The 25,805-nt window shown below is 47.0% G+C and carries 24 protein-coding genes; 7 read left to right on the forward strand and 17 right to left on the reverse strand.

Features of this window, described 5'->3' with window-relative positions; genetic code table 11:
* Positions 1-442 precede the first annotated feature (442 nt).
* Complete coding sequence (locus tag HPY27_RS28770) at positions 443-778, forward strand: ArsR/SmtB family transcription factor (protein ID WP_174226516.1); 336 nt, start codon at positions 443-445, stop codon at positions 776-778.
* Positions 775-1,104 carry an alpha/beta fold hydrolase gene (locus HPY27_RS28775; RefSeq protein WP_254613025.1) on the forward strand — a complete coding sequence of 110 codons (330 nt, stop codon included), beginning with the start codon at positions 775-777 and terminating at the stop codon, positions 1,102-1,104. Before HPY27_RS28770 ends, HPY27_RS28775 begins: the two co-directional genes overlap by 4 nt.
* 175 nt (positions 1,105-1,279) lie before the next feature.
* On the opposite strand, the gene HPY27_RS28780 is transcribed toward HPY27_RS28775, so the two are convergent.
* From HPY27_RS28780 to HPY27_RS28790, 3 genes are read right to left on the reverse strand one after another with little or no spacing between them, the layout of a single operon-like run.
* Positions 1,280-1,744 carry a hypothetical protein gene (locus HPY27_RS28780; protein ID WP_174226517.1) on the reverse strand — a complete coding sequence of 155 codons (465 nt, stop codon included), beginning with the start codon at positions 1,742-1,744 and terminating at the stop codon, positions 1,280-1,282.
* Between the two features lie 45 nt (positions 1,745-1,789).
* Positions 1,790-3,172, reverse strand: a complete 1,383-nt coding sequence (locus HPY27_RS28785) for a ribonuclease H-like domain-containing protein (protein ID WP_174226518.1) — start codon at positions 3,170-3,172, stop codon at positions 1,790-1,792.
* On the reverse strand, positions 3,162-5,444 hold the full coding sequence (locus HPY27_RS28790; protein ID WP_106834960.1) for a DEAD/DEAH box helicase: 2,283 nt from the start codon (positions 5,442-5,444) through the stop codon (positions 3,162-3,164). The genes HPY27_RS28785 and HPY27_RS28790 overlap by 11 nt, the downstream gene beginning before the upstream one ends.
* 113 nt (positions 5,445-5,557) lie before the next feature.
* Here HPY27_RS28790 and HPY27_RS28795 point away from each other — a divergent pair, with 113 nt between their 5' ends.
* From HPY27_RS28795 to HPY27_RS28805, 3 genes are read left to right on the forward strand one after another with little or no spacing between them, the layout of a single operon-like run.
* Positions 5,558-6,664: an endospore germination permease gene (locus HPY27_RS28795; RefSeq protein WP_174226519.1), complete on the forward strand. Its 1,107-nt coding sequence runs from the start codon at positions 5,558-5,560 to the stop codon at positions 6,662-6,664.
* Entirely contained in the window at positions 6,642-8,168 is a 1,527-nt protein-coding gene (locus HPY27_RS28800; RefSeq protein WP_174226520.1) for a spore germination protein, read from the forward strand. Before HPY27_RS28795 ends, HPY27_RS28800 begins: the two co-directional genes overlap by 23 nt.
* Positions 8,169-8,170: 2 nt before the next feature.
* The gene (locus tag HPY27_RS28805; RefSeq protein WP_017251848.1) at positions 8,171-9,319 is read left to right on the forward strand and encodes a Ger(x)C family spore germination protein; all 1,149 of its coding nucleotides are present in this window, start codon (positions 8,171-8,173) and stop codon (positions 9,317-9,319) included.
* 46 nt (positions 9,320-9,365) lie between these two features.
* Here HPY27_RS28805 and HPY27_RS28810 read toward each other — a convergent pair whose 3' ends face one another.
* The 9 genes from HPY27_RS28810 to HPY27_RS28850 form a co-directional block, all read right to left on the reverse strand.
* Entirely contained in the window at positions 9,366-10,316 is a 951-nt protein-coding gene (locus HPY27_RS28810; protein WP_371814383.1) for an NAD(P)-dependent oxidoreductase, read from the reverse strand.
* Between the two features lie 17 nt (positions 10,317-10,333).
* Positions 10,334-11,245, reverse strand: coding sequence for a sugar phosphate isomerase/epimerase family protein (locus tag HPY27_RS28815; protein WP_254613026.1), 912 nt, complete (start codon positions 11,243-11,245; stop codon positions 10,334-10,336).
* A gap of 17 nt (positions 11,246-11,262) precedes the next feature.
* The gene (locus tag HPY27_RS28820) at positions 11,263-11,997 is read right to left on the reverse strand and encodes an HAD hydrolase-like protein (protein ID WP_017251851.1); all 735 of its coding nucleotides are present in this window, start codon (positions 11,995-11,997) and stop codon (positions 11,263-11,265) included.
* 27 nt (positions 11,998-12,024) lie between these two features.
* Positions 12,025-13,350 (reverse strand): ABC transporter substrate-binding protein, encoded by a 1,326-nt coding sequence (locus HPY27_RS28825; protein WP_174226523.1) that lies wholly within the window; start codon positions 13,348-13,350, stop codon positions 12,025-12,027.
* A gap of 32 nt (positions 13,351-13,382) precedes the next feature.
* The gene (locus tag HPY27_RS28830) at positions 13,383-14,210 is read right to left on the reverse strand and encodes a carbohydrate ABC transporter permease (RefSeq protein WP_069852899.1); all 828 of its coding nucleotides are present in this window, start codon (positions 14,208-14,210) and stop codon (positions 13,383-13,385) included.
* 10 nt (positions 14,211-14,220) lie between these two features.
* On the reverse strand, positions 14,221-15,108 hold the full coding sequence (locus HPY27_RS28835; RefSeq protein WP_174226524.1) for a carbohydrate ABC transporter permease: 888 nt from the start codon (positions 15,106-15,108) through the stop codon (positions 14,221-14,223).
* The gene (locus HPY27_RS28840) at positions 15,109-16,263 is read right to left on the reverse strand and encodes an alkaline phosphatase family protein (RefSeq protein ID WP_174226525.1); all 1,155 of its coding nucleotides are present in this window, start codon (positions 16,261-16,263) and stop codon (positions 15,109-15,111) included. It abuts the gene before it with no gap.
* Positions 16,260-17,348 (reverse strand): ABC transporter ATP-binding protein, encoded by a 1,089-nt coding sequence (locus tag HPY27_RS28845; protein WP_173623810.1) that lies wholly within the window; start codon positions 17,346-17,348, stop codon positions 16,260-16,262. The genes HPY27_RS28840 and HPY27_RS28845 overlap by 4 nt, the downstream gene beginning before the upstream one ends.
* Before the next feature lie 294 nt (positions 17,349-17,642).
* Positions 17,643-18,230: a TetR/AcrR family transcriptional regulator gene (locus HPY27_RS28850; protein ID WP_017251857.1), complete on the reverse strand. Its 588-nt coding sequence runs from the start codon at positions 18,228-18,230 to the stop codon at positions 17,643-17,645.
* A gap of 134 nt (positions 18,231-18,364) precedes the next feature.
* On the opposite strand from HPY27_RS28850, the gene HPY27_RS28855 reads away from it, so the two are divergent.
* The gene (locus tag HPY27_RS28855) at positions 18,365-18,928 is read left to right on the forward strand and encodes a YEATS domain-containing protein (protein WP_017251858.1); all 564 of its coding nucleotides are present in this window, start codon (positions 18,365-18,367) and stop codon (positions 18,926-18,928) included.
* Positions 18,929-18,932: 4 nt separating this feature from the next.
* On the opposite strand, the gene HPY27_RS28860 is transcribed toward HPY27_RS28855, so the two are convergent.
* Positions 18,933-19,688: a DUF4241 domain-containing protein gene (locus HPY27_RS28860; protein ID WP_174226526.1), complete on the reverse strand. Its 756-nt coding sequence runs from the start codon at positions 19,686-19,688 to the stop codon at positions 18,933-18,935.
* Between the two features lie 180 nt (positions 19,689-19,868).
* On the opposite strand from HPY27_RS28860, the gene HPY27_RS28865 reads away from it, so the two are divergent.
* Entirely contained in the window at positions 19,869-21,047 is a 1,179-nt protein-coding gene (locus HPY27_RS28865) for an oxalate decarboxylase family bicupin (protein ID WP_173623812.1), read from the forward strand.
* A 39-nt stretch (positions 21,048-21,086) separates the two neighbouring features.
* Here the strand turns inward: HPY27_RS28865 and HPY27_RS28870 are convergent, their stop codons facing one another.
* From HPY27_RS28870 to HPY27_RS28885, 4 genes are all read right to left on the reverse strand, one after another.
* Positions 21,087-22,160 carry a glycerophosphodiester phosphodiesterase gene (locus HPY27_RS28870; RefSeq protein ID WP_017251861.1) on the reverse strand — a complete coding sequence of 358 codons (1,074 nt, stop codon included), beginning with the start codon at positions 22,158-22,160 and terminating at the stop codon, positions 21,087-21,089.
* Positions 22,161-22,358: 198 nt separating this feature from the next.
* Positions 22,359-23,588, reverse strand: a complete 1,230-nt coding sequence (locus HPY27_RS28875) for an MFS transporter (RefSeq protein WP_017251862.1) — start codon at positions 23,586-23,588, stop codon at positions 22,359-22,361.
* 65 nt (positions 23,589-23,653) lie between these two features.
* Complete coding sequence (locus tag HPY27_RS28880) at positions 23,654-24,253, reverse strand: TetR/AcrR family transcriptional regulator (protein ID WP_174226527.1); 600 nt, start codon at positions 24,251-24,253, stop codon at positions 23,654-23,656.
* Between the two features lie 260 nt (positions 24,254-24,513).
* On the reverse strand, positions 24,514-25,719 hold the full coding sequence (locus HPY27_RS28885; RefSeq protein ID WP_174226528.1) for a chromate transporter: 1,206 nt from the start codon (positions 25,717-25,719) through the stop codon (positions 24,514-24,516).
* Between the last annotated feature and the right edge of the window lie 86 nt (positions 25,720-25,805).

Genomic DNA, 25,805 nt, shown 5'->3' on the forward strand with positions numbered 1-25,805 from the left:
TTTCACGAGCACTTCAAAAGTACCGGACTCACAATATACCATGTATGTTTATTTTAAGTCAACAGGTAATTTTGGAGTGTTTCGTTTTGTTTTGTGCCGCCCTTTTTGAAAGGCGGAATACCAATATAGCATGATCTGCTCGCATTATCAAATGAAATAATTGGAAATAAGATTTGAGTCCTCATCTTCTATCTCTTTCCTTACGCTTCAATACCTTTAAATCAGATTAAACTGCCCGCTATCTCAACCATTTACGTTCATTCAAAGCTACTCTTCTACATCTTTTGTCGAGTTTTCCATGCGATCTCTTGAATCTCTCCACCGGTTGTACCTAATTCTCCTCCTGTAACTGCCTTCGCAAACAAGCTGCCCCCCTTTTGGAGTGGATTTTAAAACTTTATATACATTCATACATATATACATAATGATGTATATTCAGTCCATGAACACGACACCGATGCAAGTCACATTACTCACGATCGCCGAGCCGAACCGTTTTAACATTATCGAACTTTTAAAACAGGGGCCGCACTCTGTCAGTGAAATCGTTCAAGCCCTCAACATCGGCCAACCTCAGGTATCTCGCCATCTGCGCATTTTGAGCGAGGCTGGGTTGGTACGCTCCCGCACCAAGGCGCAGCAGCGAATATATAGCCTCAAAGCCAAACCCTTTCAGGAACTCGACGAATGGTTCGATTCGTTCAGCATTCTTTGGGAAGAACGGCTCGACAATTTCGATGACTATATGCTCGACTACAAACGAAAGGAGAAGCCATGACAGGTAAGCAGCTTGCCGCTCATTTTACCGTCTACAACTACGATCGTCGCGGGCGCGGACATAGCTCTGATACCGCCCCATATGCCGTCGAACGCGAAGTGGAGGATATCGAGTCATTGATCCATGAAGCCGGCGGAAGCGCCTATTTGTTCGGCAGTTCATCCGGCGCCGTGCTGGCCCTTGAAGCAGCTAGCCAATTAGGCTCTCAAGTTCAAGAACTCTTTCTGCATGAACCACCGTTCATCATTAATGACAGCCGATCGCTGGAAAGTGAACGCCCCAACATTCATCATAACAGGGGAAAACAGCGGGCCGTTTTTCGATGACGCAGCCAAAGCGCTCGCCGAACTGTTGCCTCTGGCTAAACATCAAACGCTAGCCGGGCAAGATCATTCCGCAGTTGTGATGGCTCCAGATGTTTTGGCAAAAGCAATCGTAAATAGATGTGAATGAACACCATAGACCGTTTGCTCGGAACACGCAGTAAAAGCCCATTTTTCGTCAGGGGGCTTTTTGCAGCTTCAGGGGGATTTGTTCTTGATGCTCTCCCCGATCATCTGTCCATTTTATATCCATCTTCAACTCAGAGAAGTAGTATTCCAGCTGTTCTTTCGGCGTATCTTTTGCAGGAAAATCAGTCGAGAGAAGGTTCGGGTACTCCTTAAAAAGCAGAAACGATTGCTTATCATTGAACTTTTTTAAATAATCGTGGTCGAAATTGCCGCTCGGATTACCGTTAACTAGATGAGCTTCGAAATGCAGCTTCGTGACGTCATTCTCCATTTTCTTCGTCAAGTAAAATGGATAAACAACATGTGTGTGTTCACTCTCAGTCGGCCTGATCTCCATGACCACGCTCCAATTGTCGCTCTCCCCCGTAAATGTATGAACCCAGTCGTCATTCGCAGAGCAACCGCCAATGCTAATGAGTAGCATCGCAAATAGAATCAAGACAATCTGTCTCATCCTACTCCCCCTCTGATCGATAGGTCTTCGATCTACAGTCCCTCATCACTCTTGCTCATCCGCCCAATCCAAAAATCCGGACAACAGGCTCTCTTCTTCCGCTTCATTTCCGCGTAGCTTTGCTTCTAACCGATCCATCCGCTTGTAATACGCCTCTGCGTCGGCCTTGGACCTGTTTCGCAACAGACTCCCGCGCTTTTTCCACTGCTCATACGCTTGCTTCGTGTAATACAAAGCCTTCTCCCAATCCTTCAGCTGGTGCTCGTACAGCTTGGCAGCCTCAATATACACCTCTTCCGGGACATATCCGGTGGACTGGATGCACGACTCCCAAACGGTTAGGGCTTGCTGCCAATCCTTTTGCTTTTTGTACAGATGACCGATGGCGAGCTTGGCCCGGTTACTCCACGCATGCTCACTGTCTGCGACGAGACGATAGCCTGCCATAGCGGCTTCCTGATCTCCAAGCGCGTCGTACCATCTGGCAATTTCGTAGCTTTCCTCGATAGATACCGTTGCACTCCCTTGCCCTACCAATAGCCGCGTCATGTGAATGTACATCGTGATCAGAGACAGGACGTCCGTCTCGTTATGACGCAGTACGCCTTCGATGACATCAGGGTCCTGAGCATGCAAAAAGTCGAAATACCGCACCGGTGCCAAATAGCCGGGCAAATCATCCTCGCGAAAAACATCCAGCTTTTCCTGCTCAATGATACCCAATCGGCACGATTCTAGCTCCGCCTTCCACAGTCTCCTCGCTCCGTGCAAAAGGTCAAAATGACCAAAGGTAGGCAAAGCAGGCACTTGATCGCGCACCAGTGTATGCCGTGTCCGAACTTGCGGCCAGTCAAAGGACTTTCCGTTAAAGGTCACCAGATGTGAGGACTTCTGTGCTTGCTCCAAAAACGACTGGTACAAGGTCACCTCTGCATGCGGGCCCGGGAGAAAATGCTGACGCACCACGACGTGCTCCCCCTCGAAACGACTGTACCCCAAAAGAAAAATCGCATTGCCTGCCCCGCCTGACAGCCCTGTCGTCTCCGTATCGAAGAACAGCAAGTCTTCTGGCCTCCTGCCCGCAGCGGATAGCGGATGCTCTCGACCAGCCGCTTCCCACATACGGATCGCCTCACGCAGCTCGGAAAAGGCGTAAGCGCCATGCTGCTGATCAATCGGATAGCGAACTTCTCGAATCATGACGTAATCATCATCCCAGATGTAGGGCGATGCCTGCATTTCCTTCCACTTGTCAGCAAAAGGTATCTGTAACTCGGCGCTGCTATCCGTTGGTACAGCCACCCTCGGCTCTTCCCCCGGCTCTTTCTGGCGAATGGCCGTTTCCGATTCGACTGCTGGCGCTACCGATTTGTCCGTTTCCAGCGAGAGATGTCCCTTCATCCGTTGCAGCTTGGATTTAAGAGACATAAGTGCTTCCCCCTTGCGCGATACGCAGCAAGGTCATGGCTAGCCCCTTGCTGCCGTCATCTGTCGCTCCCACACAAGACGGACAGCCTGACTCACACGGGCAAGAGACAATCATCCGCTCTGCCTGGGTCAAAATCGTCTCCATTTCCTTATATACTTGCTCACTCAAGCCGATGCCTCCCGGATAACGGTCATACAGAAAAATCGTCGGCTCCTGCGAATGAACGGCCTTACGTTGCGGTATCACGTGCAGGTCCATCGGGTCGCACATGACAAACAGCGGGGCTACGTGCTGCAACACATGCGCCAAACCAACCAATCCGCGTTCCACATCCTCTGTCCCAATCTCGCCGAGTAGCGCTTCGGAAAAACCGATCCACGCCGCATTTGTATGCAGTTCCTCTTCTGGTAAATGAATCGGTCCCGAACCGATATTTTCATGCGTTTCGAACTTGATTTTCTTAAAGATCGTCGCCATCGCATTCACAGCTACTTCGCCATAAGCCAACGTGCTCTGCGCATGACGACGGGACTGATCCTGCTCCAATACCTTCAGCGAGACGGCCAAGTTTGCATCTGTGTAATAATCGACCTGCACTTCCCGGACATACGCCTTCTTTTCCTCATAGTCCAGCTTTTCCACCTGGAATTGCGTCCCTTGATGCAGGTAGATAGCCTCGTCATGCAAGAGCGTCATGGAGCTGAAACGGTCCATTTCCCCGATGACACGCTCATTTCCCCGTTCACTGATGTCGATGATCACGACATTTTCCTGCGAGGCTGACCGCAGACTGATGTTGTGGGCCGGGAATGAATCGTTCATCCAGAACCACTTGCCCCGCGAGTAATGAAGCACCTGCTCCTCGGTCAAGAACTCCAGAATTTCCACGATTTCCGCGCGACCGAATGTATCACCCTCACGAAACGGCAGCTCGTATGCCGCACATTTGAGATGATCCACCAAAATGATCAGGTTATCGGGATTGATCCGCGCTGTCTCAGGACTGCGGTCGAAAAAGTACTCTGGATTGGCGATCACATACTGATCCAATGGCGTGGAGCTACCGACCATCACGACGACGGATTCCCCCTGCCGTCTTCCTGCCCGTCCTGCTTGCTGCCATGTGCTTGCGACCGAGCCCGGATAGCCAGTAATGACACACGCCTGAAGCTGCCCGATATCTACCCCAAGCTCCAGCGCATTGGTGCTGACTACGCCCATAATGTCACCATTGCGCAAGCCGCGTTCGATCTCTCTGCGCTGGCTCGGCAAATAGCCGCCACGATACCCTTGGATCGTTTTTGGCCCCAGCTTGCGACGAATCAGCTCCTGCAAATACGTCAGCAAAATCTCTACACGTACACGGCTTCTCGCAAACAAAATCGTCTGTATGCCATTGATCAAAAATTGCTCGGTAATGTCTCGCGCCTCCAATGTGGCACTGCGTCTAATATTGAGCTGCTTATTGACCACAGGTGGATTGTAGAAAAGGAAATGCTTGATGCCAGACGGAGCACCATTGTTGTTGACCAGCACTACCTCTTCTTCTGTCAGTGCTTCTGCCAATTGCTTCGGGTTGGCGATGGTAGCCGACGTACAAATAAATTGCGGGTGACTCCCATAAAAGGCACAAATGCGCTTCAACCGCCGAATGACATTGGCGACATGGCTGCCAAAAACGCCGCGATATGTATGCAGCTCGTCAATCACGATGTATTTGAGATGCTCGAAAAAGGACACCCACTTGGTGTGATGGGGCAAAATAGCGGAATGCAGCATGTCTGGGTTGGTTATAACGATATTTCCTGCCTTCCGTACCATCTGCCGGATATTTGCAGGTGTATCACCATCATATGTTTCGGATTTGATCGAAAGGCCCATTTCCGTAATCAGTTCGTGCAACTCCGACTTTTGATCCTGCGCCAAAGCCTTGGTTGGGAACAAGTAAAGAGCCCGAGCCTGTGTGTCTTCCGATAACGTCTGGAGGATCGGCAAATGATAGCACATGCTTTTGCCAGAAGCCGTGGGCGTAACCGCGACGATGTGTTTACCTTCGCGCACATGGCGAAAAGACGTTTCTTGATGCGTATATAAGGAGGGAATGCCTCTATTCGTCAGGGCATCTCGAATTCGTCCGTCCAGTTCATCTGGAAATGGAACAGACTTTGCTTCCCGAGCAGGAATGACCCTCCAATGCGCAATGTTATCGCGAAATCGTTCCTCTGTTTTTATGTGATCCAATATGGCTGCGATATCTTTTTTCACATTCATTTTCGTCACCTTCTTGCTTCCATTTTACGAATGGACGTTCGGCATGTAAACATGGAATAAAGATCCACTTTGAACAGATACTACTATCAACTCAAGTATGTAGAGGTATGTGCATGAAACAAGGTTCTTTGACTTTTTTTCAAGTTGTCTGTATGTTGATGCTCACCATTGGCCTAATGAACCATGTGATTGTCATCCCCATTTTATTAGATGCCGCAAAACGGGATTCATGGATATCGGTTATTTTGGCAGGTGTCATCTTTCTTGTGTGGACCTGCCTTCTGTATTCGGCAATTGCCAAAACTCGTCAGCAGCATCTTTTTCTTTTGCTGAAAAAAGCATACCATCCTGTTGTTTCCTATATATTGGCAGGCATTGCATGTGTCTATTTATTCATGATGTGTGCAATTACGATGAGAGATACCGTTACCTGGATACACGTCGCTTTTTCCCCCAAGATGCCCACTTTTTTCATTGCCCTTTTGCTAGCTGGCATTTGCTTGTGCAATGCATACTTGGGCATACGCTCTATCGCAAACACAGCGGTCCTTTTCCTGCCGCTTGTCATCTTTCTCGGTTTCTTCGTCATGTCTTCCAACTACGCGCATAAAAGCTATATGTTGTTGAAACCATTCCTGGAGTTCGGGATGCTTCCTGTGTGGAAAGGCATGGTCTTTGTCGGAGCTGGTTATATTGAACTGATCATCCTTCTGTTTATGCAACAGCATATTCGCTCCAAGTATTCGCTGCTGCCCCTCTTGATTCTTGCCATCGTGTTAATAGGACTGACCTTTGGACCTGTTACGGGGGCAATTGCCGAATTCGGCACTGGCGAGTCGGAGAAGCTGAGATATCCTGCTTACGAAGAATGGCGCTTGGTTAATATTGGCCGCTACATTGAGCATATGGATTTCTTAAGTATTTACCAGTGGTTTTCAGGTGCTTTTATTCGCATGTCTTTGACGATCTTTCTCATCGTAGATATCTTTCGAATGGAAAATAAAGCGAAAAAACTGGTTGTCCTCGTCCTGCTTTATTCCCTATTGATTGCCATTGCCGTTCTACCCTTCAGCGATAACGCGTTTCTGGACATGCTAACCGTCTATATCGTTCCAATTATGTTTTATACGATGTTGTTCTACTCGTTCATTATCATCGTGCTCGTACATTGGTCCAGCCGAAGGAGGGGTATGATCTATGAGGAGAGTCCGAGGGAATGATGTCTTCGTCCCTAACGAACATCCACCGTCCATCCCAAACGATCAGCCTTTAACCGAACATTATTTTCGGCAATTGTTTGCCTCTTGTGCAGATGTCATCATAGATTCGGTTCGTTTCCCCTCCACAGAAGATCAGCAGAATTCGTCTGACGTTACCATCATTTATTCGGAGGGTCTATGCGATATCAAACAGATCAACCAATATGTGATTCCGAAGCTATCCCACATGTATCAAACGACTTCCCCGCTGAGTGCTTCAGGCCTTGAGCAATACAGTGAGTTATTTTTGAAAGCGATTCTCGACGATCGCAATCCGGACCTCCTTGTCAAAAAAGTATTCGGAGGGGAACTCCTCCTCTTCTTTCCTTCGTTTAACAAGCTCTATTGGATGGAGCTCTCCAACCCGCCGCAGCGCACTCCGGAAGAACCAACTACAGAGGTCTCTGTGAAAGGACCGCGAGATGGCTTTACCGAAGAGCCGCACATCAGTATCGGCTTGATCCGGAAAAGATTAAAAACCAATAGGTTAGCGGTAGAAGAGTACAGACTAGGTGAAGAGACACAAACAAGAGTCAATTTGCTGTTCCTCAAAAATAAGATAAACCCGGAAACATTGAATGAAATCAGAACCAAGCTTGAACAACTGCAAGTAACAGCGATTATCAGCAATACGCAGCTCGAAGATATGCTAACAGGCGCCCGCATACCGTTGTTTCCTCTGTTTGAGTATACAGGCAGGCCTGATTTTGCAGTTAACGCGCTGTTGCATGGGAAGTTTCTTATTTTTGTGGAAGGCTCCCCGATCGCCACGATCGCTCCTGTGACCTTGACTTTTTTATTTAATACACCGGAAGATATCTACTCGTATTTTTGGTATAGCGCTTTTACCCGTTTAATGAGATTGTTCGGATTCCTAGTGGCCTTGTTTCTTCCTGGCTTCTGGATTGCCTTGATTACTTATCATCAGGATCAGCTTCCTTACACACTGGTGGCAACGCTTGTCCTATCCAGACAGGGCGTCCCCATTCCTGTCCCGTTGGAAGCAATCGTCATGCTGCTGTTGTTTGAATTATTTCGTGAAGCCGGTATACGTCTTCCCATGGCTTTTGGTCAAACTTTATCCGTGGTTGGCGGTCTGATCATCGGTCAAGCCGCCATCAGTGCAGGGTTAACAGCTCCCGGGATTCTCGTAATTGTGGCGATGTCCGTTCTCTCCACCTTTTCACTGGTCAATCAAGACCTCGTCGGTACGGTTAGCTTGCTCAGACTCATCATCTTGGTCATTTCTGGTATGGCCGGGCTGTTTGGCTTTTTCATCTCAGTTGGGATGATCGTGCTGTACCTAACCAATCTGCGATCATTTGGGGTTTATTATTTGGAGCCGCTCTCTCCCCCTATTTTTCAGGATTTGTGGAAAGTAATCTTTCGGATCCCATGGGGAAAATGGTACAAGGTCCCTCACATGCTACAGAAAAACAGATCAAGCGAGGAGAATCAACAATAGCAATGCAAAAACTTCGCTGCTTTTTCACGACGATTTTGATCTGTGCCATGTTAAGCGGTTGTTGGGGTGCCAGGGAAATTGAGCATTTGATTTACGTCAATTCTATTGGAGTTGACTATGTGAAGGGGAAATTTGTGTTTTATACGCAAATCATTAGCTTCGGTAATATTGCCAAGCAAGAAGCAGGTGGACAACGCCTGCCTCAATCCATTTCCATCGGTAAGGGAGAAGGGAAAACGCTGGATGAAGCGATATTCAATCTGTACCCAACCTCACAGCAGCGACTTTCCTGGAGCCATATCAAAGCTATTGTTTTTTCCGAAGCTGCCCTGAAACAGGATGTCGTCAATCAATTATTGGATGTCGTCGACCGTTACTACGAATTCCGCTATACAATCTGGACATTTGCTACAAAAGAACCCATCGAAGATATTTTTAACGCCAAGCCTATTTTGAATATCTCTGTCCTGTATTCCCAATTGAACGACCCGGAGGATGTATACAGACAAAGCTCGGTCATTGCTCCTATGTATCTATACAAGTTTATCTGGAAGTGGAAAGAAAGTGGGCAGACCATGCAGTTGCCCGAAATAGGGATCAACAAAGTTCAGTGGACCGAAGATAAAAAAAAGCACCCCAAACTGATCATGAGTGGCGTCTGCTTTTTGCATAACAAGAAATTGAAACAATGCATGCCACGTACTGACATCATGGGTCTACGCTGGTTGGATAAAGATACGAAACGACCAGGAATTACGGTATATCATGATGGCCACCCCATCGCAACGCTTGTCATGGAAAAGATCAAACCGTCCATCACCCCCAAAGTGGAAAATGACAAAGTAACGTTTCAGCTCAAGGTGAAAACGAAGGCAAACATGCCCCAATTGGTAAAAGCCATTCCTGAAAAGAAACTACGCGAATATGCGGAGAAGAGCATTTCTGAGGAGATCATGCACACGTACCTTTTGGGACAAAAATCACAAATCGATGTTCTTCAATTGTCAGATGCTTTATATCGAGAGAATCCCAAGGCATGGCACAAGCTTACGAAAAATGGGGAGCTGCCTCTTCGTCCCGATACGATTTCCCGTCTGGACGTAGAGCTGGAGCTATTCGGAGGAAACCTCTCGAAGATACGGGAGCATTAAAACGAACCGGGACCAGTCTCTGATGACTGATCCCGGCTTTTTTTGTTTAGGAAAGTTGATTCAAATGATTGTGCGGTGTTTCATTGCGTTGGATTCGATCTATGTTTTCCACAAAAAATTGGTACCTTTTCTCGTGAAACTTGGTTCCGTCAGGCATGCCTGCTGTATGTGGGGTCAACACGACATTTTTCAAAGCACGCAGCCCACTGTCCACGCTGAGAGGCTCCCGTGTGAACACATCGAGGCACGCTCCGCCAATCACATTGTTTTTCAATGCTTCGATCAAGTCCTCTTCACAAATGATCGGCCCTCTCGCTGTATTGACGAGCAGTGCATCACTTTTCATTTTGGCTAAAAACTGCTTGTCCACTAAATGTCTCGTGGATTCATTCAGAAAAATGTTCAGGGTGATGACGTCAGATTGGGCAATCAACGTGTCCAGATCAACCATTTCAGCATCATCGCTCTGCCTGTTCGGGTTGGTGTCGTACGCCAGCACCTTCATTCGGAAGGCTTTTGCCAGCTCCGCTACACGAGAGCCGATGGCACCAAAGCCGATGGTTCCGATGGTTTTTCCTGCGAGCTCGCCACCGACGTAGACGAGCTTGGTCTCATCCTCCCGATTTTTCATCGCTTGATCGAGATAAGAGATGTTTTTGTAATACCCAAGAATGAGCGCCATAATATGCTCGGCTACTGCGTTTGCATTCACGCCAGCCGCGTTGCTCACCCAAATGTTTTTCTTCGTGCACGCCTCAATATCCACGTTGTCAAAGCCCGCACCCGTCTGGACAAACTTCAAGTTGTGCGCTTTGTTCAGCAACTCTTCATTTACTTGGATATGCTCGGGAATCAACACATTTGCTTCGCTGATAAATAACTCGATCTGCTCAGGCTCCACAATTTGGATGCGCCAATCCTGCGGAAACGCTTGTGTCACACGTTGCTTGGAATAGTCGGTAAAGTATCCCGTAATCAATACATTCACTTCTGCCACAGCCCCAGTCTTTTCGTTTATGCATTGGCCCATGCTTCGTAAAAAGCACGTTTTACATTGGCGATTACCAGCATAGGCGATTCATCCTCAAAGCGCCCCACCTCAAAGGTCATGACTGGCTTCCTAGTTGGTTTTGGGCTCTTGAAAAAATCAATGTCATATAGCGTCGTGATGAAAGCCGTCAGCTCATTCACACCAACCTCTGAATCCTTGACGTGAAACGGGAGGTGCTTATCCCCGAAATAGCTGGCTTGCCTGTTTTTCAAGTAACAGTTTCCGAGATGAATGTGCGTTAAATAATCTTTAGCCAACCACAAGGATTTGTGCGAGTCCTCGCCCATAATCGGCAAATGGCTTTGATCCAGCAAGAGACCAAAATTGTCGTACTCACTGCGGATCACGTTTGCTACATGCACCGCCTCATGAGTAGGTCCGAGTAAATAGTTGCGGTCGACATATCGATCCCCGATCTCCAAAGAAATGCACAGCTCGTACGTATCGGCTTTTTCTTTTGCGTACTTGCACAGCTCCATCGCCGAAGCAATAAACGCCTGGATGTTTTTCGACTTGTTTTCCTCGCCTTGAAATTTACCCGTTACGATATGCATGATTTTTGCGTTCATTTCATAGCAGTGATCGATCAGCATCTTGCCTGATTGAATAGACTTGTTGCGAACGACCGGGTCCAAGGAGCTGAGATCAATCTGCAATTCTCTGGCTGCATCTCCACCATTGAAAATAACCTCGACTCCGCTGTACGTCATATACTTTGCCGCTTGTTCCCTCGTCTCTTTGTCCGCGATATAGGACACTTCTACCGCTGTAAAGAATGGATCTTCCAGGATCGTAAGAAGACTCGGAAGCATCTGTTCAGGCCTGCTTTGTGAAAAAGGAAACAGCTTCGGCAAAACGATTCCGATACTCGCCATCTTCTCCACAGGGTAGATCATACAATTTTACCGGACAAAATCAGCTCTGGCAGTTCTTTTACCGTGTCGAGCACATGTGTATGATAGTACTTGCCCCATACCTCGATGGGGGTCGAGCCTTGCATCACGCCGATGACCGCTTTGCAACCTGCGTTGTAGCCTTCAAGCATATCCGCTGGCGTATCGCCGAGCTTGATGACTTGTCTGACGTTTTGTACGTTCAAATATTCCATGGCTTTGAAAATCATGAACGGAGCTGGGCGTCCCTTGCCTTCTGGTACCATATCCAGGTCTACTGCATAATCGATCAAGCCATCCTTTACCCAACCGAGCGACTCCATAATGACGCTGTTGATGTCTTTATGGAAACCTGTCCCAGTCGCTACTTTAATGCCATTTGCTTGGCACCACTTCAGCGTTTCGGTTGCACCTTCGATTTCGCGGCAATTTTCCTGATAAAACGCAATCATGTATTCGGTATAGCGTTCGTACAGTTTGACAGCGTCCTCGAACGACGAATTGTCGATATCAATTTCAAAGTTTTTGAAGTCGATCCTATTTCCTTTTGTTCTCGCAATCAAATACTGATAGAGATGAATCTTGTTCGTTCCCATATGCGTGCTGATTTCATCGGGTGTCACGTTTAATCCGTATTCCACAGCCGCTTTATGCAGACAATCTCTCACGGCGTTATCATCCTCTACCAACGTTCCTGCCAGATCAAATACAGCCAATGCGATGTCGTTTTTCATTTTTCCATCTCTCCTGTTCGCTATGTTTTATTGATTCAATGCCTTGTCGAGTTCTTTCTGTGCTTTTTCTTTCGCTACTTTGAGCGCTTCTGCGGCAGGAACGTTTTCGATCAGCACTTTGTCCTTCGCCAACTCAATTTCCGCATAAATTTTGCCGCCTGTCGGGTCTACAAAAGGAGCTATTCCATTCGTTTTCGCCTGTTCCAAAGGTACCGAGAAGTACGGATTTTCTTTCAATTTATTCTGGTAAATCTCTGTATTCACGGCGCTGTCGCGAATAGGAATATAGCCTGTGTTTACGGCCCAGTACGCTGTTTTTTCTGCTTCCGAGAAGTACTTCACGAATTCCCACGCGCCCTCTTGCTGTTCTTTTGAGGATGCTTTGAACAGGTTGAACATGACGGAAATGGCGACTGGTCTAGATGGTTGTCCATGGAAGCCTTTTTGCATGCCAGTTGCTACCTTGGTGAAATCCAGATCGCCCCCGTCACCGGAAGAGCCTGTGTAGCCTGCGGATTTTCCGTTCATCACGTTGTCGATGGTTTTGTACCACCATTCCCAGCCATTGCCGCCATAGACGGTATCCATGATTTTGTCCTCATGAATGTATTTGCGAATGCTGTCCCACGCATACACCCATTCTTCCGAGTCGATCGTGACAGTCTTGCCGTCTTCGCTCACAATATCGCCGCCAGCTGAACGAGCGTAGTCGATCATATGCTCCGTGTACCACATGATGGACCAGCCGTTAATTCCCTCTTTTTCTTTGATGAGCTTGGCTGCATCCGCCAATTGCTCGAAGCTCGTGAGCGCATTGTAGTCAATCTTGTATTTGTCAAAAATATCTTTGCGGTAGTACATCATTTGCGTACTGACATAAGCAGGAACACCCAGCATCGCATCGTTGTACTTCCCTTGCTCTAGCAGCAGAACATCGTCCTTTTTATACTCCGGCTGATTGATCCTTTCATCTAATGGCAGCAATGCATCGCTTTTCGCCAGCTTCATAAATTCCGGATACGCATTGATCGCCAAGGCTGGGGGCTTACCTGCTGCCAGCGAGGCCTGGAGTACCTGCAACGTCTCGCTGTAGTCACCTTGGACAATCGGAACGACTTCGTATTTTTCATTGCTGCTGTTGAAGTCCTGCACGATTTTTTGCATCGTTTCCCCGAGCTTGCCGCCGAGTCCGTAGTAGAACTCCAGCTTGATTTTCTCGTTCGGGCCAGCCGCTGCATTTGCGTTGCTGTCAGACGCGGCATTGTTCGAACAACCGACGGCTCCGGTAAAAATAAGCGCAGAACTCAGGATGGAAAGAATGACGCTCTTGGTGTTTCGCTTCTGATTTTTCACAATGACTCCTCCCAATAAATAGCGGTTTTGGTCTATTTGTTGACATACAGATTAGCCATGGAATGAATGATTCTTTTGCTTGCGATTGCGAGCAGGATCAGCATAGGTGCCAGTGAAATCGCACACGCTGCCATCGCCAGTGGGAAGTCCATCCCGTAGCCCGCCTGACTCATGAACAGCCTCCGCAAACCAATCGTGACAAACATGTTTTCCTCCGACTTGATCAAGAGCGAAGGCCACATATAGTTGTTGTAGCTGTAAATAAATGTGATCAACACAAGCGAAGCAATCGCATTTTTGCAATACGGGATATACACCGTGAAAATGAGTCGTAGATGCCCCGCCCCATCCAGCTTGGCTGCATGCACCACATCCTTTGGCACCTGGGCGAACGATTGCCTCAGAAAAAAAATAGCGAAGATACTAATGAGCTCGCTGAGAACATAACCAATGTGCGTATCCAGCAAATTCGCTTTTGACAGCAAAATAAAGGATGGAATGTACGTTACCGCAGATGGAAGCATGTACGTTGCTAAAATAAGCACGAAGCAGTAACGAACCCATCTTTTCTGCGCCGTCGCGAAAACATAAGCCGCAAAAATCGCGGTGAAAATTTGAAAAACGATGATGATCAGGCTGACAGAAATGCTGTTCCACAAATAAAGCAGCATCTTCGTTTCCGTGAATACACGGATGTAATTCTCAAAATGAAAGGTGGAAGGCAGCAGGCTCCCGCTGTACACCTCGCTTTTAGGCTTGATCGAAATCAAGAACATCCAGAGAAACGGAAACACCATCAGTACGCTTAACAAAATTAACATTGCATAATTTATGCCTGTTTTTAATTTTGCCAAGGACACAGCTCCCACCTCATTTGGTAAACAGTAGTTTGGACAAGAAGAAATTCAATGCGCTAATCAAGAGACACATACCTAAGAAAATCAACGCCAACGCTGAAGCTGGTCCGGTTTCAAAAAATTCAAAAGCGAGTACGTAGAAGTAGTACAAGATGGTCGAAGTCGCTCCTGAAGGTCCACCCTGCGTCAAAATATAAATCTGATCATAGGCTTTGAGAGAATTCAGCGTAAAAAAGACGAACAGAAAAACAAGAATTGGTGAGATCGCAGGCAAGGTGATTCTGAATAATTTTCGTAATCCTCTCCCTCCATCCAAATCATTCGCTTTCTCCACTTCCGGGTCCAATTTCGCGAGAGCAGAGGAAAGTAGCAAGATCCCCAGCCCCATGTACTGCCAGATGGTGACGATAATGACGACAATCATCGCTGTCGTTTGTCCACCCAGCCACTTTACTGGCTCCATACCGAAACCTTTCAGGACATAATTGACAATCCCCGAATCGGTATCGAATATGCTGACCCATACCATGGACACGACCACAGTCGGCGTGATCCACGATGAAAAGGCACTCGCCACAAAGAAATGGCGAAGCTTCTGTATTTTGTTTAACCGGATTGCCACGAACAGCCCGAAAAGAATCGGCGGAACGACTGTAAAAAAGGTAAACACCAAGGTATTCAGCAGCACCTTCCCGAAGAAAGCATCGCTCATCAAGTTTTGGTAGTTTTCCAGCCCTACGTAGTTGTAGTCAGGTGAAATATAATTCCAGTCGGTAAAACTGATTTGGAACGTTTTGATCATGGGGTAGATCCAAAAAATAACTAACGGAATCAGTGTCGGCAAAAGTAACCCAAGCGACCATGCGTTATCCTTGATCGTTTTGCTGATTGGTCTGCCCATTTACTCGTACTCCTTGAAGATGTCTTTGATCGGTTGCCCGTCACATGGATGAGCAATTCGGAACAACTGCGCCAGTGTGGGTGCAATGTTTTCGATGTTTGTTTCTTCAATTACTTTGCTTTTCGTAAATGCATCCCCTAAGCACAAGAGAAAACCATTCATTTCATCGACATTGGCGGGATGATACCCGTGCAGGCTTTTCATCTCCTTGTATTTCGGTTGTTCGGGAAACGCGATATCTTCGCCGCATACCGTATGCTTCAAATCGAGGATGCCGAATGGACTGCATGCTGAGGGAGTGTCCCCTGTCAGCTCATAAAAGCGATGCACTTCTGGCATCTGTTCAAAAAACGCCATGATTTCTTTGTTTTGCTGATAATCTAACGAGCTATAAAACAACAACGCCCCGCTGCCGTCCCCGACGAATTTGATTTGTTTGTTTCGAAAATGCTGCTTCCACTGGCTTTTGGCCAAAATCTCATTCGGATAAAAAAACGAGTGAATATCACTTTGACCATGATCCGAGAAAATGATCAGGTTGAATGGTTTTTGTGTCTTTTTCAACGTTTGCTCGATTTGATCGAGATACGTAAGCAGCTCCTTAAGACACCGCATTGCCTCAGCCGAGTCTTTCCCATATTGGTGCGACAGCGCATCATAACCGACAAACCTTGCCGCGATAAAATCATAGGCTTCCGTTTTGATCGCCCGCATCGTTTCACGCAGTGCGACATGATCGATTTCCTCTACGGAAACCTTTGACTTCAGCTTTTTTTTGCTGCCCGATTCCGTAATCAAATGGTGAATATACGGATTTCCGGACGTCATGGGCCAATGAATGCAGCAGCTCGTCCCTGCCTGTCTCGCCAACGAATGAAAAATCGTCTGCTTATGAAGTGCTTCATTGCAAAGAATCTCGTGGTCGCCATACAACGCCACTCTTTCCATCGTTTCCGGGCGAGCTACGATATTATCAAAGACACCATGCTTACCCGGGTGGCTCCCAGTCATCGCTGCCGCATGCGCGGTAAATGTGACCGAAGGAAAGGTCGTGATCAGTTTTTGGCAGAAGGAGTAACCATTTTCTATCCACTGCTGCGCGTAAGGTTCAAAGCTTTGATAGCTGATGCCGTCTAACGAGATGAGTACATTCATCGGCGGCACCTCAGATTCTTTTGCGTACGCTTGTCAAATACATGGACATGGTCAGCACTAATCCCTACGTTCACCTTTTGCCCTTTTGCATACGTCTGGGTAAAGCTTTTTTTCACGATGAAATTGCTCCCTTTATACGTCAGATGGACCAACACATCCGTTCCGATAATTTCCGTGAGCAGTACCTCCATGGCGAGTGCATCGTCACTGTTTTCGGTGAGAAAGCAATGCTCTGGTCTGACTCCCGCGACAATCTCAGGAGCTTCTTCCATCACGTTGAGCGGAAGATTGGTTTCCAGCAGCACCCCGTCTACCTCCACATAGACCCGGCCATCTCGCTGAATCAAACTCGCTTCCATATAATTGATGGGGGGTGAGCTGATGAAATTGGCAACGAACATATCCACTGGGCAATCGATGATTTCCATCGGCGTTCCGATTTGTCGGAACTTGCCTTCCGCCATAATCGCGATTCGATCCCCTAAGGTAACCGCCTCCACCTGATCATGTGTCACGTAAATGAACGTCGAATCCAAGCGCTCATGCAGTTTTTTGATCTCCATTCTCATTTCATTTCGCAGCTTGGCATCCAGATTGGACAACGGCTCGTCCATCAAAAAGACTTTTGGCTCCTTCACGATGGCCCGCCCGATGGCGACCCTCTGTTTTTGCCCACCAGACAATTGGCTGGGGAACCGTTTTAACAAATGATCAATTTGCAAAATATCCGCTGCTTCCTTGATGCGCTTCTCTCGCTCTGCTTTTTTGATCTTTTTTATTTTCAGTCCGTATGCCATGTTTTCGTATACGGTCATATGAGGATAAAGGGCATAGTTTTGAAACACCATCGCAACTCCCCGATCCTTTGGCTCCACTTCATTGACACAAACATCGCCAATGTACACATCGCCTTGGGTGATCTCTTCAATCCCGGCAATCATTCTGAGTAGCGTAGATTTTCCACATCCGGACGGTCCCAATAACACCAGGAACTCTTTGTCTTTGATTTCCAGACTGATATCGTCCAGGGTGTTTTTATCGTTGGTATATTGCTTGGACAATGACTTCAGCATAATACTCGACATATTGAAAACCCCTTCATCATTCAATCTTTATTGGACAATTGTTATTTTTTTCATATTCACACCAACAATCAAATTTTTGTTCAAAAATATTTGTACATTCATCGTAATCCAGCATTGTTAACTGCGTATCAAAGCCCATTGTGTTCTTTGTAAACCAACGCACATGACGAAAAAAAGCAATCAGATCAACCTTTCCTTGATCCGATTGCTTTTCTTTATGAGCGTATTTGTATGTGTTTCTTATCTTGTTTGAAGAATGGACCATCTTTTTCGTAAAAGAAGTGTAAAAGTCAGTTAATGAAACAAGGATGCAAGATGATGCTCTAGCACTTTCGTAATCCATTCCCCATTGACACGCTGCGGTTCAAGATAGGCATGCAGCGCCAGACCATCGATGACGGCATAGAGCTTTTCTGCTTCCATCTCTTTGTCCAGCTCTTTGCGTAATAGATTTAGTTGATCAGCAGAGTCCAACAGCTTGCGGACGGCGGCATAGATCCCGTCGTGCTGTGCATCAAAGCCTTCTTTCTTGTGTCGGAAGTACACGGTAAAAGCAAACCACACTTCCATTTCGACCATCTTTTCTTGATTCGTAGGGAGTAGCTCCAGAAAGATTTTGGTGATTCTCTCTTTTGGCGCCCATTTTTCATTGGCGGAGATTTCAGCAATTCGAGCTGTCGCCCTCTCTTTTACGAGCTGCATGGCATACATCAACAGTTCATCTTGTGTTGCAAAGTAATGTCGCAGAGCACCTAATGAAAGTCCTGCTTCTTTTGCTATGCCCCTTACCGTCGCTCCCTCCATTCCTTGCTCAACAATGACACGCCACGTTGCTTCTGCTATTTGTTCTCTTCTTTTCTCATGATCGATGATTTTCGGCATAGTTGTATTTTAACAAGATTTGCAAGGGACAAGCAACTTTGATAATACAATTGTATTATTTAAAGTTTGGTGATAAACTTCATTTTATTAGCACAGTTGTATTATAAAAATTTCCGAAAAGGGGACCTATTCTAGTGAATTTTGTTGCATGGATGATTGTCGCATGCGAAATCGCATTTTGGGTGGTCATTGTACTTGGCCTTTTCACAAGGTACGTGCTCAAACAAAAAAAGGCCGGGCTCTTTCTTCTCGCCCTGACGCCTGTTGTTGATGTAGTTTTGCTCGTCGTTACGAGCGTGGATTTGTATCGTGGGGCTACCGCTACGATTCCTCATGCGCTGGCTGCCGTTTATATCGGGGTATCGCTTGCGTTTGGGAAAAGCATGATTCAATGGGCGGATGAAAAATTTCAGCAGTACGTCACCAAGCAAGGTACGGCGAAGCCCAAGTTATACGGCATGGAGTATGCCAAGCATTACGCCAACAGCTGGTTTAGACATCTCTTCTCCTATGTAATTGGGGCGGCTCTCTTAGCGGGGACCATTTACTTTATCGATGATGCGGAACGAACTGCTTCTTTATGGCATATTCTCCGGCTATGGACCGTTGTTCTGGGGATTGATCTGTTGATTACAGCCAGCTATTTTCTATTTCCCAAAAAAGATAAGCGAGATACTGCTTCTAAAAATGATTGGTGAGAGGCTAGCTTTCGTCTTCGCTGTCATCCTCACCAAATGCGAGTTCGATGTAAATAAATTGAATAACCAGCTGGCATATCTGATCATGTTCATCCAACCCAAAATAGACTGGATAGGCTCCGTCTCCAAATCCCGTCTGAATCATCGGAACGGATAAATCTGTGCCTGGTATCGTCCAGTTTATATAATCTCCAGCGCTTCTTTGGTATTTTGGATGGTCTTTGTAACTTTGTGCAAAAACACCAGCGAAATAATCGTCATAAATATTGCCGTCTGGATTGTCTTTTTTCCAGCTATCATAAAAATCCAGATAAGCATCTCTTGTTTTGACATCTACCACAGTAGCAAGGCCTGCGTCCACATTAAACCCAAAATATTCGCCTTCTGCTAGATTTTCGAAATCCTCGTCTCCAATGAGGGCTTCCGTAAATTTTTGGGGAGCTTTATCTGTGAACTCCACCTTAGCAGCTGCATACCTGTAGTGGTCTTCTTCAACGGTTACCACACAAACAGTTAATGGAAAGGTTCCTGTAGGGACTTTTCGAAAATACGGAACACTATTTCTCTCCAGATACACAAGCGGATCACGAACGATGATGTCTCCAGTGGGAATCGTGATTTCCCCCAAAGAAAGCAAGTTAATTGGTTTCCCACTGATCTCCGTTGATGTGAAATAGGTGTGTAAATCAACTTGGGGCTCTAACATCTGTTTTTTATGTTCATATTTTGCTAGCCATTGATCGTTTGGAATCTTATTCATCTTTATACACATCCTAAAATTGTCAAGTTGTCAATCACTCCTAAAATTATACAAAATCACCCATAGAAAAGGTAGAACGGCTTCGTTGTTTGCATAACGGGCAATCCGATGCATAGGCATGGTTAGTGGATGAAGTACGACAAAACCTATGCCTGTCCAAGGATGAAGGAGGTTGCCCGAATGAATCCGCCAGCCAAGGGGGATCAAATTCCCCAGCCGATGAGAAGTAACGGGACTGGATGGGTCGATCTCGGTCCACGGAATGTCATGCGTGATCGGCAAAATCCGAATATGCTAGTTCCTCCCGTCACAGATGCGGGCTTGCTGCCCAATCTGAAATTTTCCTTCTCAGATGCCTCGATGACATTAAATCATGGCGGCTGGTCCCGTGAAGTTACCATACGCGAGTTGCCAATCGCCACTACACTTGCGGGTGTAAACATGAGCCTGACGCCAGGCGGTGTGCGCGAGCTGCACTGGCATCAGCAGGCGGAGTGGGCCTACATGCTGCTCGGCCGTGCACGAATTACATCTGTTGACCAACGTGGACGGAATTTTATCGCAGATATCGGCAAAGGCGATCTCTGGTATTTCCCTCCCGGCATCCCCCACTCGATTCAGGGGCTTGAGGAAGGCTGCGAGTTTTTGCTCGTTTTCGACGATGGGCATTTTTCCGATCTGAATACGCTATCGATCTCCGATTGGTTTGCGCATACGCCAACCGATGTGCTATCCGCAAATTTCGGTGTACCAGAATCAGCCTTTGCCGACATTCCTGACAAGCAAGTGTACATTTATCAGAGCGAGGTTCCGGGTTCCATCGAAGCAGATCAAGTGGAATCTCCATACGGAACCGTCCCCCTCCCTTTTTCCCACCGTTTACTCGCCCAACGCCCCCTCATTACACCTGGTGGTAGTGTGCGCATCGTCGATTCCCGCAACTTCCCAATCTCCAAGACAATCGCGGCAGCACTCGTAGAAGTACGTCCCGGGGCCATGAGAGAGTTGCATTGGCATCCCAATAACGACGAGTGGCAATATTACATTTCAGGCCAAGCGCGGATGACGGTTTTTATCGGAAACGGAAACGCTCGAACGTTTGACTACCAAGCAGGTGATGTCGGTTACGTTCCTTTTGCGACTGGGCATTATATCCAAAATACCGGGACGGAAACAGTGTGGTTTTTGGAAATGTTCAAGAGCGACCGCTTTGTCGATGTGTCGCTGAATCAATGGATGGCGCTCACCCCACATGAACTCGTCGCTTCCAACTTGTGTGTAGGTCCTGAACTATTAGATGCTTTGCGCAAGGATAAATGGCCCGTTGTCAAATATCCTGGATATGGCTATGTTCCGTGAATACGAGAAAAGACCAGCCCGAATGGACTGGTCTTCTTTTTACTTCTCTTTTTTGGGAGTCTTGTAGCTCTTCGGTTGCTTCAGACCACGCTGCTCCATGACCTCACGCAGACGGTCCGGGTAATCTGTAATGATCCCGTCTACGCCATCGTTGATCAGCTTGTTCATCGTAGGTGCGTCATTGACCGTCCACGGAATCACCTTCATCCCGACCTTGTGCGCGTCCTCTACCATTTTCTTCGTGACATAGGGCACATAATTCTCGTCGGTGACTTTGCCGTTCTGTGGAGAGCCATGCACAGGGGAGATCGCGTCTGCACCGAACGAGTGGGCCGCAGCCACGAGGTCTCCTCCAAAGTCGTCAATGTCGATTCCGCCCAGCCACGGTGAAGCTCCTGGTTGACCTGGTTGCAGGAATTGCGCACCGTTCGTCAGTGCCACAATCGGCAAGCGCGGCTCAACCTCTTTCATGCGCATGAGCGCCCCCCAGTCAAAGCTTTGGATCGATACCCGATCAAGCATCCCGGCATCCCGGACTTCGCGAGCAACGATCTGTACGAAATCTTCACGCGGAGCGGTTTGTTCTGGCGCTCCCGCCTCTACCTTTGTCTCGATATTCATCCACACATGATTGGCCTTGTAGTCTTTAACGAGGTCAAATACATCGCTCAACAGCGGCATCTCGGCACCTGGGCTTGGGCGTTGCCCTGGGTATTGCGGCAATGTCTGTGTGCCACAGTCCAGCGTGCGTATTTGGTCGAGGGTCAGGTCCTTTATGTATTTGCCAACGTACGGATACTCAGGATCGCCAGCGAAAAGTGGGCCTGTATCCCGGCACTTGGCACCCGAAATCTTGCGGTCATGCGTAATCACTGCCTGCTTGTCCTCCGTGATTTGCACGTCGAGCTCGAGCGTGGTCACTCCTAATTCAAGGGCGTGGGAGAACGACGCCAACGTGGACTCTACCGTGAGTCCGAGTCCTCCGCGATGAGCTTGAAGATCGAACTCTTTGGGAGAAGTTTTTGACCAGTGCGGATTTCCGGCGGCAGAGGCGACTGGTGCTACACACATCATAAGGGCGGCAGTTGCTACCATCACTTTTTTCTTCATCATTTGCTTCACTCCTTACAGTATGTACTACCGTTCCCACTATAAATGAATGATGTAAATTTCCGTTTCTATCTCTATTAAGTAATCATGAAAGATTTATTTACGCGAACCCGAATAATGGAACAGCGGCGAACTAAGACCTGAACATAAAGTCTTAGACTCGCCGCTGTTTCATTTAATTATTGTACCCCATTTACCTCATCATCCATGAATGGATACTTGACTGGAAGCCGCATTGGCATCCTTCAGGTTGCGGTTTTTAACTCGTAGCGATAAGACGAAACAGATAAGCAAAACCATACATGCTAGCGCATACGGATAGTTGATATCCACATCGAATAAAAATCCAGCTACGATAGGACCTGCAATATTGCCAAGACTGGTAAAGGCCGAGTTAAGACCAGCAACATAGCCTTGTTGATCCTTTGCAAGCATCGACATTTGGGTACTGATGGCCGGTCGCAAAATATCGATTGCCAGAAATACGATAAAGGTAACGGCAAAAATCATCCAAAATCCGTGAACAAAAAGCGTCAGAACAATAAACAGACCAGCAAAGAGCAGACAGACTGAAATGACCCTTTTCTCGCCAAAGCGATTCATGATCCAGCTAAAAGCAGTAAGCTGGACCACTGCACCTGCGATTGACCCGAATGTAATGATAAAGGCGATATCTTTCGGCTCAAATCCAAACTTGTGGTCGACAAACAAGGAAAATACCGTTTCAAAATTAGCCAGTCCGAAAGACATGACAAACACAATGATCAAACTGAAAAAATAAGGCTCTCGATAGGAGTACATTAACTGGGAAAGAAGACTGCTTCGTTGTTTTTCACTAGAATGAGAGTCAGATAATGAATCTTCCGTGGGTTTCGACTCCTTGAGGATTAACAACGTGATACATGCAGCAATCAGTCCCGCAATTCCTGCGGTATAAAAAGGTGCACGAATACCAAATTCAGCAATGTATCCTCCAATGCCTGGACCGATAATAAAACCAGTCGTAATGGCTGCCGTAATATACCCCATCCCGGCCGCTCGTTCTTCATTCGTTGTAATATCTGCTGAGTAAGCCATTACGGCCGGCATAATCAGAGCGGCACTGATGCCGCCTAACAACCTAGAAACAAACAGCAGGACTGGAGAATTCGCTATTCCGAACAGCCCTTCTGAGATAGCAAATACGACCAGGCCGATTACAATGATCTTTTTTCTTCCGAATGAATCGGCCCATCGCCCGGCAATTGGGGAAAAAAGTAGCTGCGTCAGCGAAAAAGCTGCCACTAACAAGCCGATAGTTCCCCCGGTAATTCCCAAACTCTCCATGTACTTTGGCATAATCGGTATAACAAGCCCGATCCCCGTAAAGACAAGGAAAATATTGAACATCAGAATCAGGAGGGCTCCCTGATTTTTTAATAATAAAGCCATTTACTATTCCTCCAATCCATCACCAAAACACTGAATATCTATTCTAGATAATCGCGTAAAAAAAGCTAGCGGGACGGTTTGACAATGCCAAATAAAAACACATCCATCGCTAACCGAAAAGTCGCCAGCGCTTCCTCTCGTTCCATTCGTCGCGAGTGTTGATTTAAACCAAACATCAGGCTGTCCAGGATAATGGCGACTCCGGTTACATTCGTCATTTCAAATTCGCCGTTATCGATCCCCTTTTGGAGCAACTGTTGATTAAAGTCAATATAGCCTTGGATCATTTCGTTGATACGATCCTCCACATCCGAAGGCTTCTCCGATATGTCAAAAAATTCATCAGCAGCCTTGGTCAACGGATGGTTCATAAAATCGGTCGCAAAATGTTCAGCTATTCCATACAATTTATCGATCGAGGTCGTGTAGAGCTGTTCCTTTACCAGCCATTTCTCTTCCCATTCGCTGTTCCAAACTTCAATCAGATGTAAAAACAGCCCTTCCTTGCTCTTGAAATGATAATAAATGTTACCACCGCTGTATCCAGTAGCTTTCACAATATCTTCTATTGATGTGGCCTTGTAGCCTTTTTGCATAAATAAAATTCTGGATGCATCCGCTATCTTCTTCTTTGTCAGCTCCGTTTGCTGCTTCTTTTTATTCAATGCTCCTTCACCAACTTCCCATCCAGCAATACTGAACTTTCATTCAGTATTATAAGCGCTACAAACATACTTGGCAAACCTTCTTATGCGATAAGACAGAGCTATGAAGGGCATTTTGGTTTGGGTCAACATAGTGGAGGAGAAGAAAAAGCACAGGTCTCTTCGACTCTGTGCTTTTTCTTCTCACCAGCTTTATTCGTTCATTTGAGACCTTTTAAAACTTAGGATGATAATGACTACCTATCGAAAAAGACAGCAGTCTAAGACAGCAACAGACCGTACAAAGCCCCGGTAACCACAACCAGCCATGGCGGCAGCTTCCAGTGCTCCAGCATGATAAACAAAATAGCCGCTACCGCAAAATCCAGCGGAGCAAGAATGGTACTCGTCCAAATCGGATCGTACAGGGCTGCCAGTAAAATCCCGACGACTGCAGCATTCACACCTACCAGCATTCCCTGGATTTTCGAATTTCTCCTCAAGGCATTCCAAAACGGCAATGCGCCGATAACGAATAAAAAGGCCGGTAGAAAAATCGCAATCGTAGCCACTACTGCACCGACTCCTCCTGCAATCATGGCTCCCAAATAAGCGGCAAACGTAAACAATGGCCCCGGTACTGCTTGTGTAGCCCCGTAGCCGGTAAGAAAAGCTTCTTGCGTTATCCAGCCTGTCGGAATTACCTCCCTTTCCAGCAAAGGCAATACAACGTGACCTCCACCAAAAACAAGTGAGCCCGCACGGAAAAAGCTCTCAAACAACGCGAGCAAGGAAAAGCCTGTGCTCTCTCGTAGGATAGGTAGCACCAACAAAAGTCCAAAGAAAACGATCCAGCACGCAATGCCTAGTGCACGACTGATTGGCACACGAAATTCATGAAGATCCGAAACTTTTTGCTGCCGGAAGATAAGCACCCCTGCTATTCCTGCTAGAATCATGACTGTGACCTGACTCCATGAAGAATGCCACAGCAGTGTGATGGTAGCAGCGATGATCACAATCGTCACCCGTGTTCGATCCGGGGCAAGCTTTTGTCCCATCCCCCATACGGCATGAGCAACAATCGCGACAGCTACTAATTTTAGACCGTGAATCCAAGAAGCACCGCCACTGTCCACACCTTGTAAAGTGAACGCAAAGATCAGGAGCGCCAATACCGAAGGCAGAGTGAAGCCGATCCATGCAGCAACCCCTCCCCACAATCCGGCTCGCATGATTCCGATTCCGATCCCTACCTGGCTGCTTGCGGGACCAGGGAGAAACTGACAAAGCGCGACCAAATCCGCGTAGCTTTGCTCATCCATCCATTTTCTTCGGCAAATGTATTCGTTGTGAAAATAACCGAGATGCGCGATGGGACCGCCGAATGAAGTCAATCCCAGCTTGGTCGAAACGAGCAAAACTTCAAGCACAGCTTCCCATCTACTTTTTTTGTGCCCGGTTTCTTCTAGGAGATTATTTTTCACTTAGCTGTACACCTCTCCGATTTCCGCTTCATCATACAAGCTATTTTATCGCTTTTCCCACCCTTTCATTGTAAAAAGATCATAAA

Origin of the sequence: Brevibacillus sp. HB1.1 (assembly GCF_013332445.1) — a bacterium.
Classification (GTDB): Bacteria; Bacillota; Bacilli; order Brevibacillales; family Brevibacillaceae; genus Brevibacillus; species Brevibacillus porteri.

Excerpts from the sequence above, each read along its gene's own strand:
- HPY27_RS28775 (WP_254613025.1), top strand. The coding sequence starts at position 775 with ATGACAGGTAAGCAGCTTGCCGCTCATTTTACCGTCTACAACTACGAT.
- HPY27_RS28805 (WP_017251848.1), top strand. The coding sequence starts at position 8,171 with ATGCAAAAACTTCGCTGCTTTTTCACGACGATTTTGATCTGTGCCATG.
- HPY27_RS28865 (WP_173623812.1), top strand. The coding sequence starts at position 19,869 with ATGAATCCGCCAGCCAAGGGGGATCAAATTCCCCAGCCGATGAGAAGT.
- HPY27_RS28795 (WP_174226519.1), top strand. The coding sequence starts at position 5,558 with ATGAAACAAGGTTCTTTGACTTTTTTTCAAGTTGTCTGTATGTTGATG.
- HPY27_RS28815 (WP_254613026.1), bottom strand. The coding sequence starts at position 11,245 with ATGGCGAGTATCGGAATCGTTTTGCCGAAGCTGTTTCCTTTTTCACAA.
- HPY27_RS28835 (WP_174226524.1), bottom strand. The coding sequence starts at position 15,108 with ATGGGCAGACCAATCAGCAAAACGATCAAGGATAACGCATGGTCGCTT.
- HPY27_RS28770 (WP_174226516.1), top strand. The coding sequence starts at position 443 with ATGAACACGACACCGATGCAAGTCACATTACTCACGATCGCCGAGCCG.
- HPY27_RS28850 (WP_017251857.1), bottom strand. The coding sequence starts at position 18,230 with ATGCCGAAAATCATCGATCATGAGAAAAGAAGAGAACAAATAGCAGAA.
- HPY27_RS28875 (WP_017251862.1), bottom strand. The coding sequence starts at position 23,588 with ATGGCTTTATTATTAAAAAATCAGGGAGCCCTCCTGATTCTGATGTTC.
- HPY27_RS28845 (WP_173623810.1), bottom strand. The coding sequence starts at position 17,348 with ATGTCGAGTATTATGCTGAAGTCATTGTCCAAGCAATATACCAACGAT.
- HPY27_RS28790 (WP_106834960.1), bottom strand. The coding sequence starts at position 5,444 with ATGAATGTGAAAAAAGATATCGCAGCCATATTGGATCACATAAAAACA.
- HPY27_RS28860 (WP_174226526.1), bottom strand. The coding sequence starts at position 19,688 with ATGAATAAGATTCCAAACGATCAATGGCTAGCAAAATATGAACATAAA.
- HPY27_RS28785 (WP_174226518.1), bottom strand. The coding sequence starts at position 3,172 with ATGTCTCTTAAATCCAAGCTGCAACGGATGAAGGGACATCTCTCGCTG.
- HPY27_RS28820 (WP_017251851.1), bottom strand. The coding sequence starts at position 11,997 with ATGAAAAACGACATCGCATTGGCTGTATTTGATCTGGCAGGAACGTTG.
- HPY27_RS28780 (WP_174226517.1), bottom strand. The coding sequence starts at position 1,744 with ATGAGACAGATTGTCTTGATTCTATTTGCGATGCTACTCATTAGCATT.
- HPY27_RS28800 (WP_174226520.1), top strand. The coding sequence starts at position 6,642 with ATGAGGAGAGTCCGAGGGAATGATGTCTTCGTCCCTAACGAACATCCA.
- HPY27_RS28870 (WP_017251861.1), bottom strand. The coding sequence starts at position 22,160 with ATGATGAAGAAAAAAGTGATGGTAGCAACTGCCGCCCTTATGATGTGT.
- HPY27_RS28840 (WP_174226525.1), bottom strand. The coding sequence starts at position 16,263 with ATGAATGTACTCATCTCGTTAGACGGCATCAGCTATCAAAGCTTTGAA.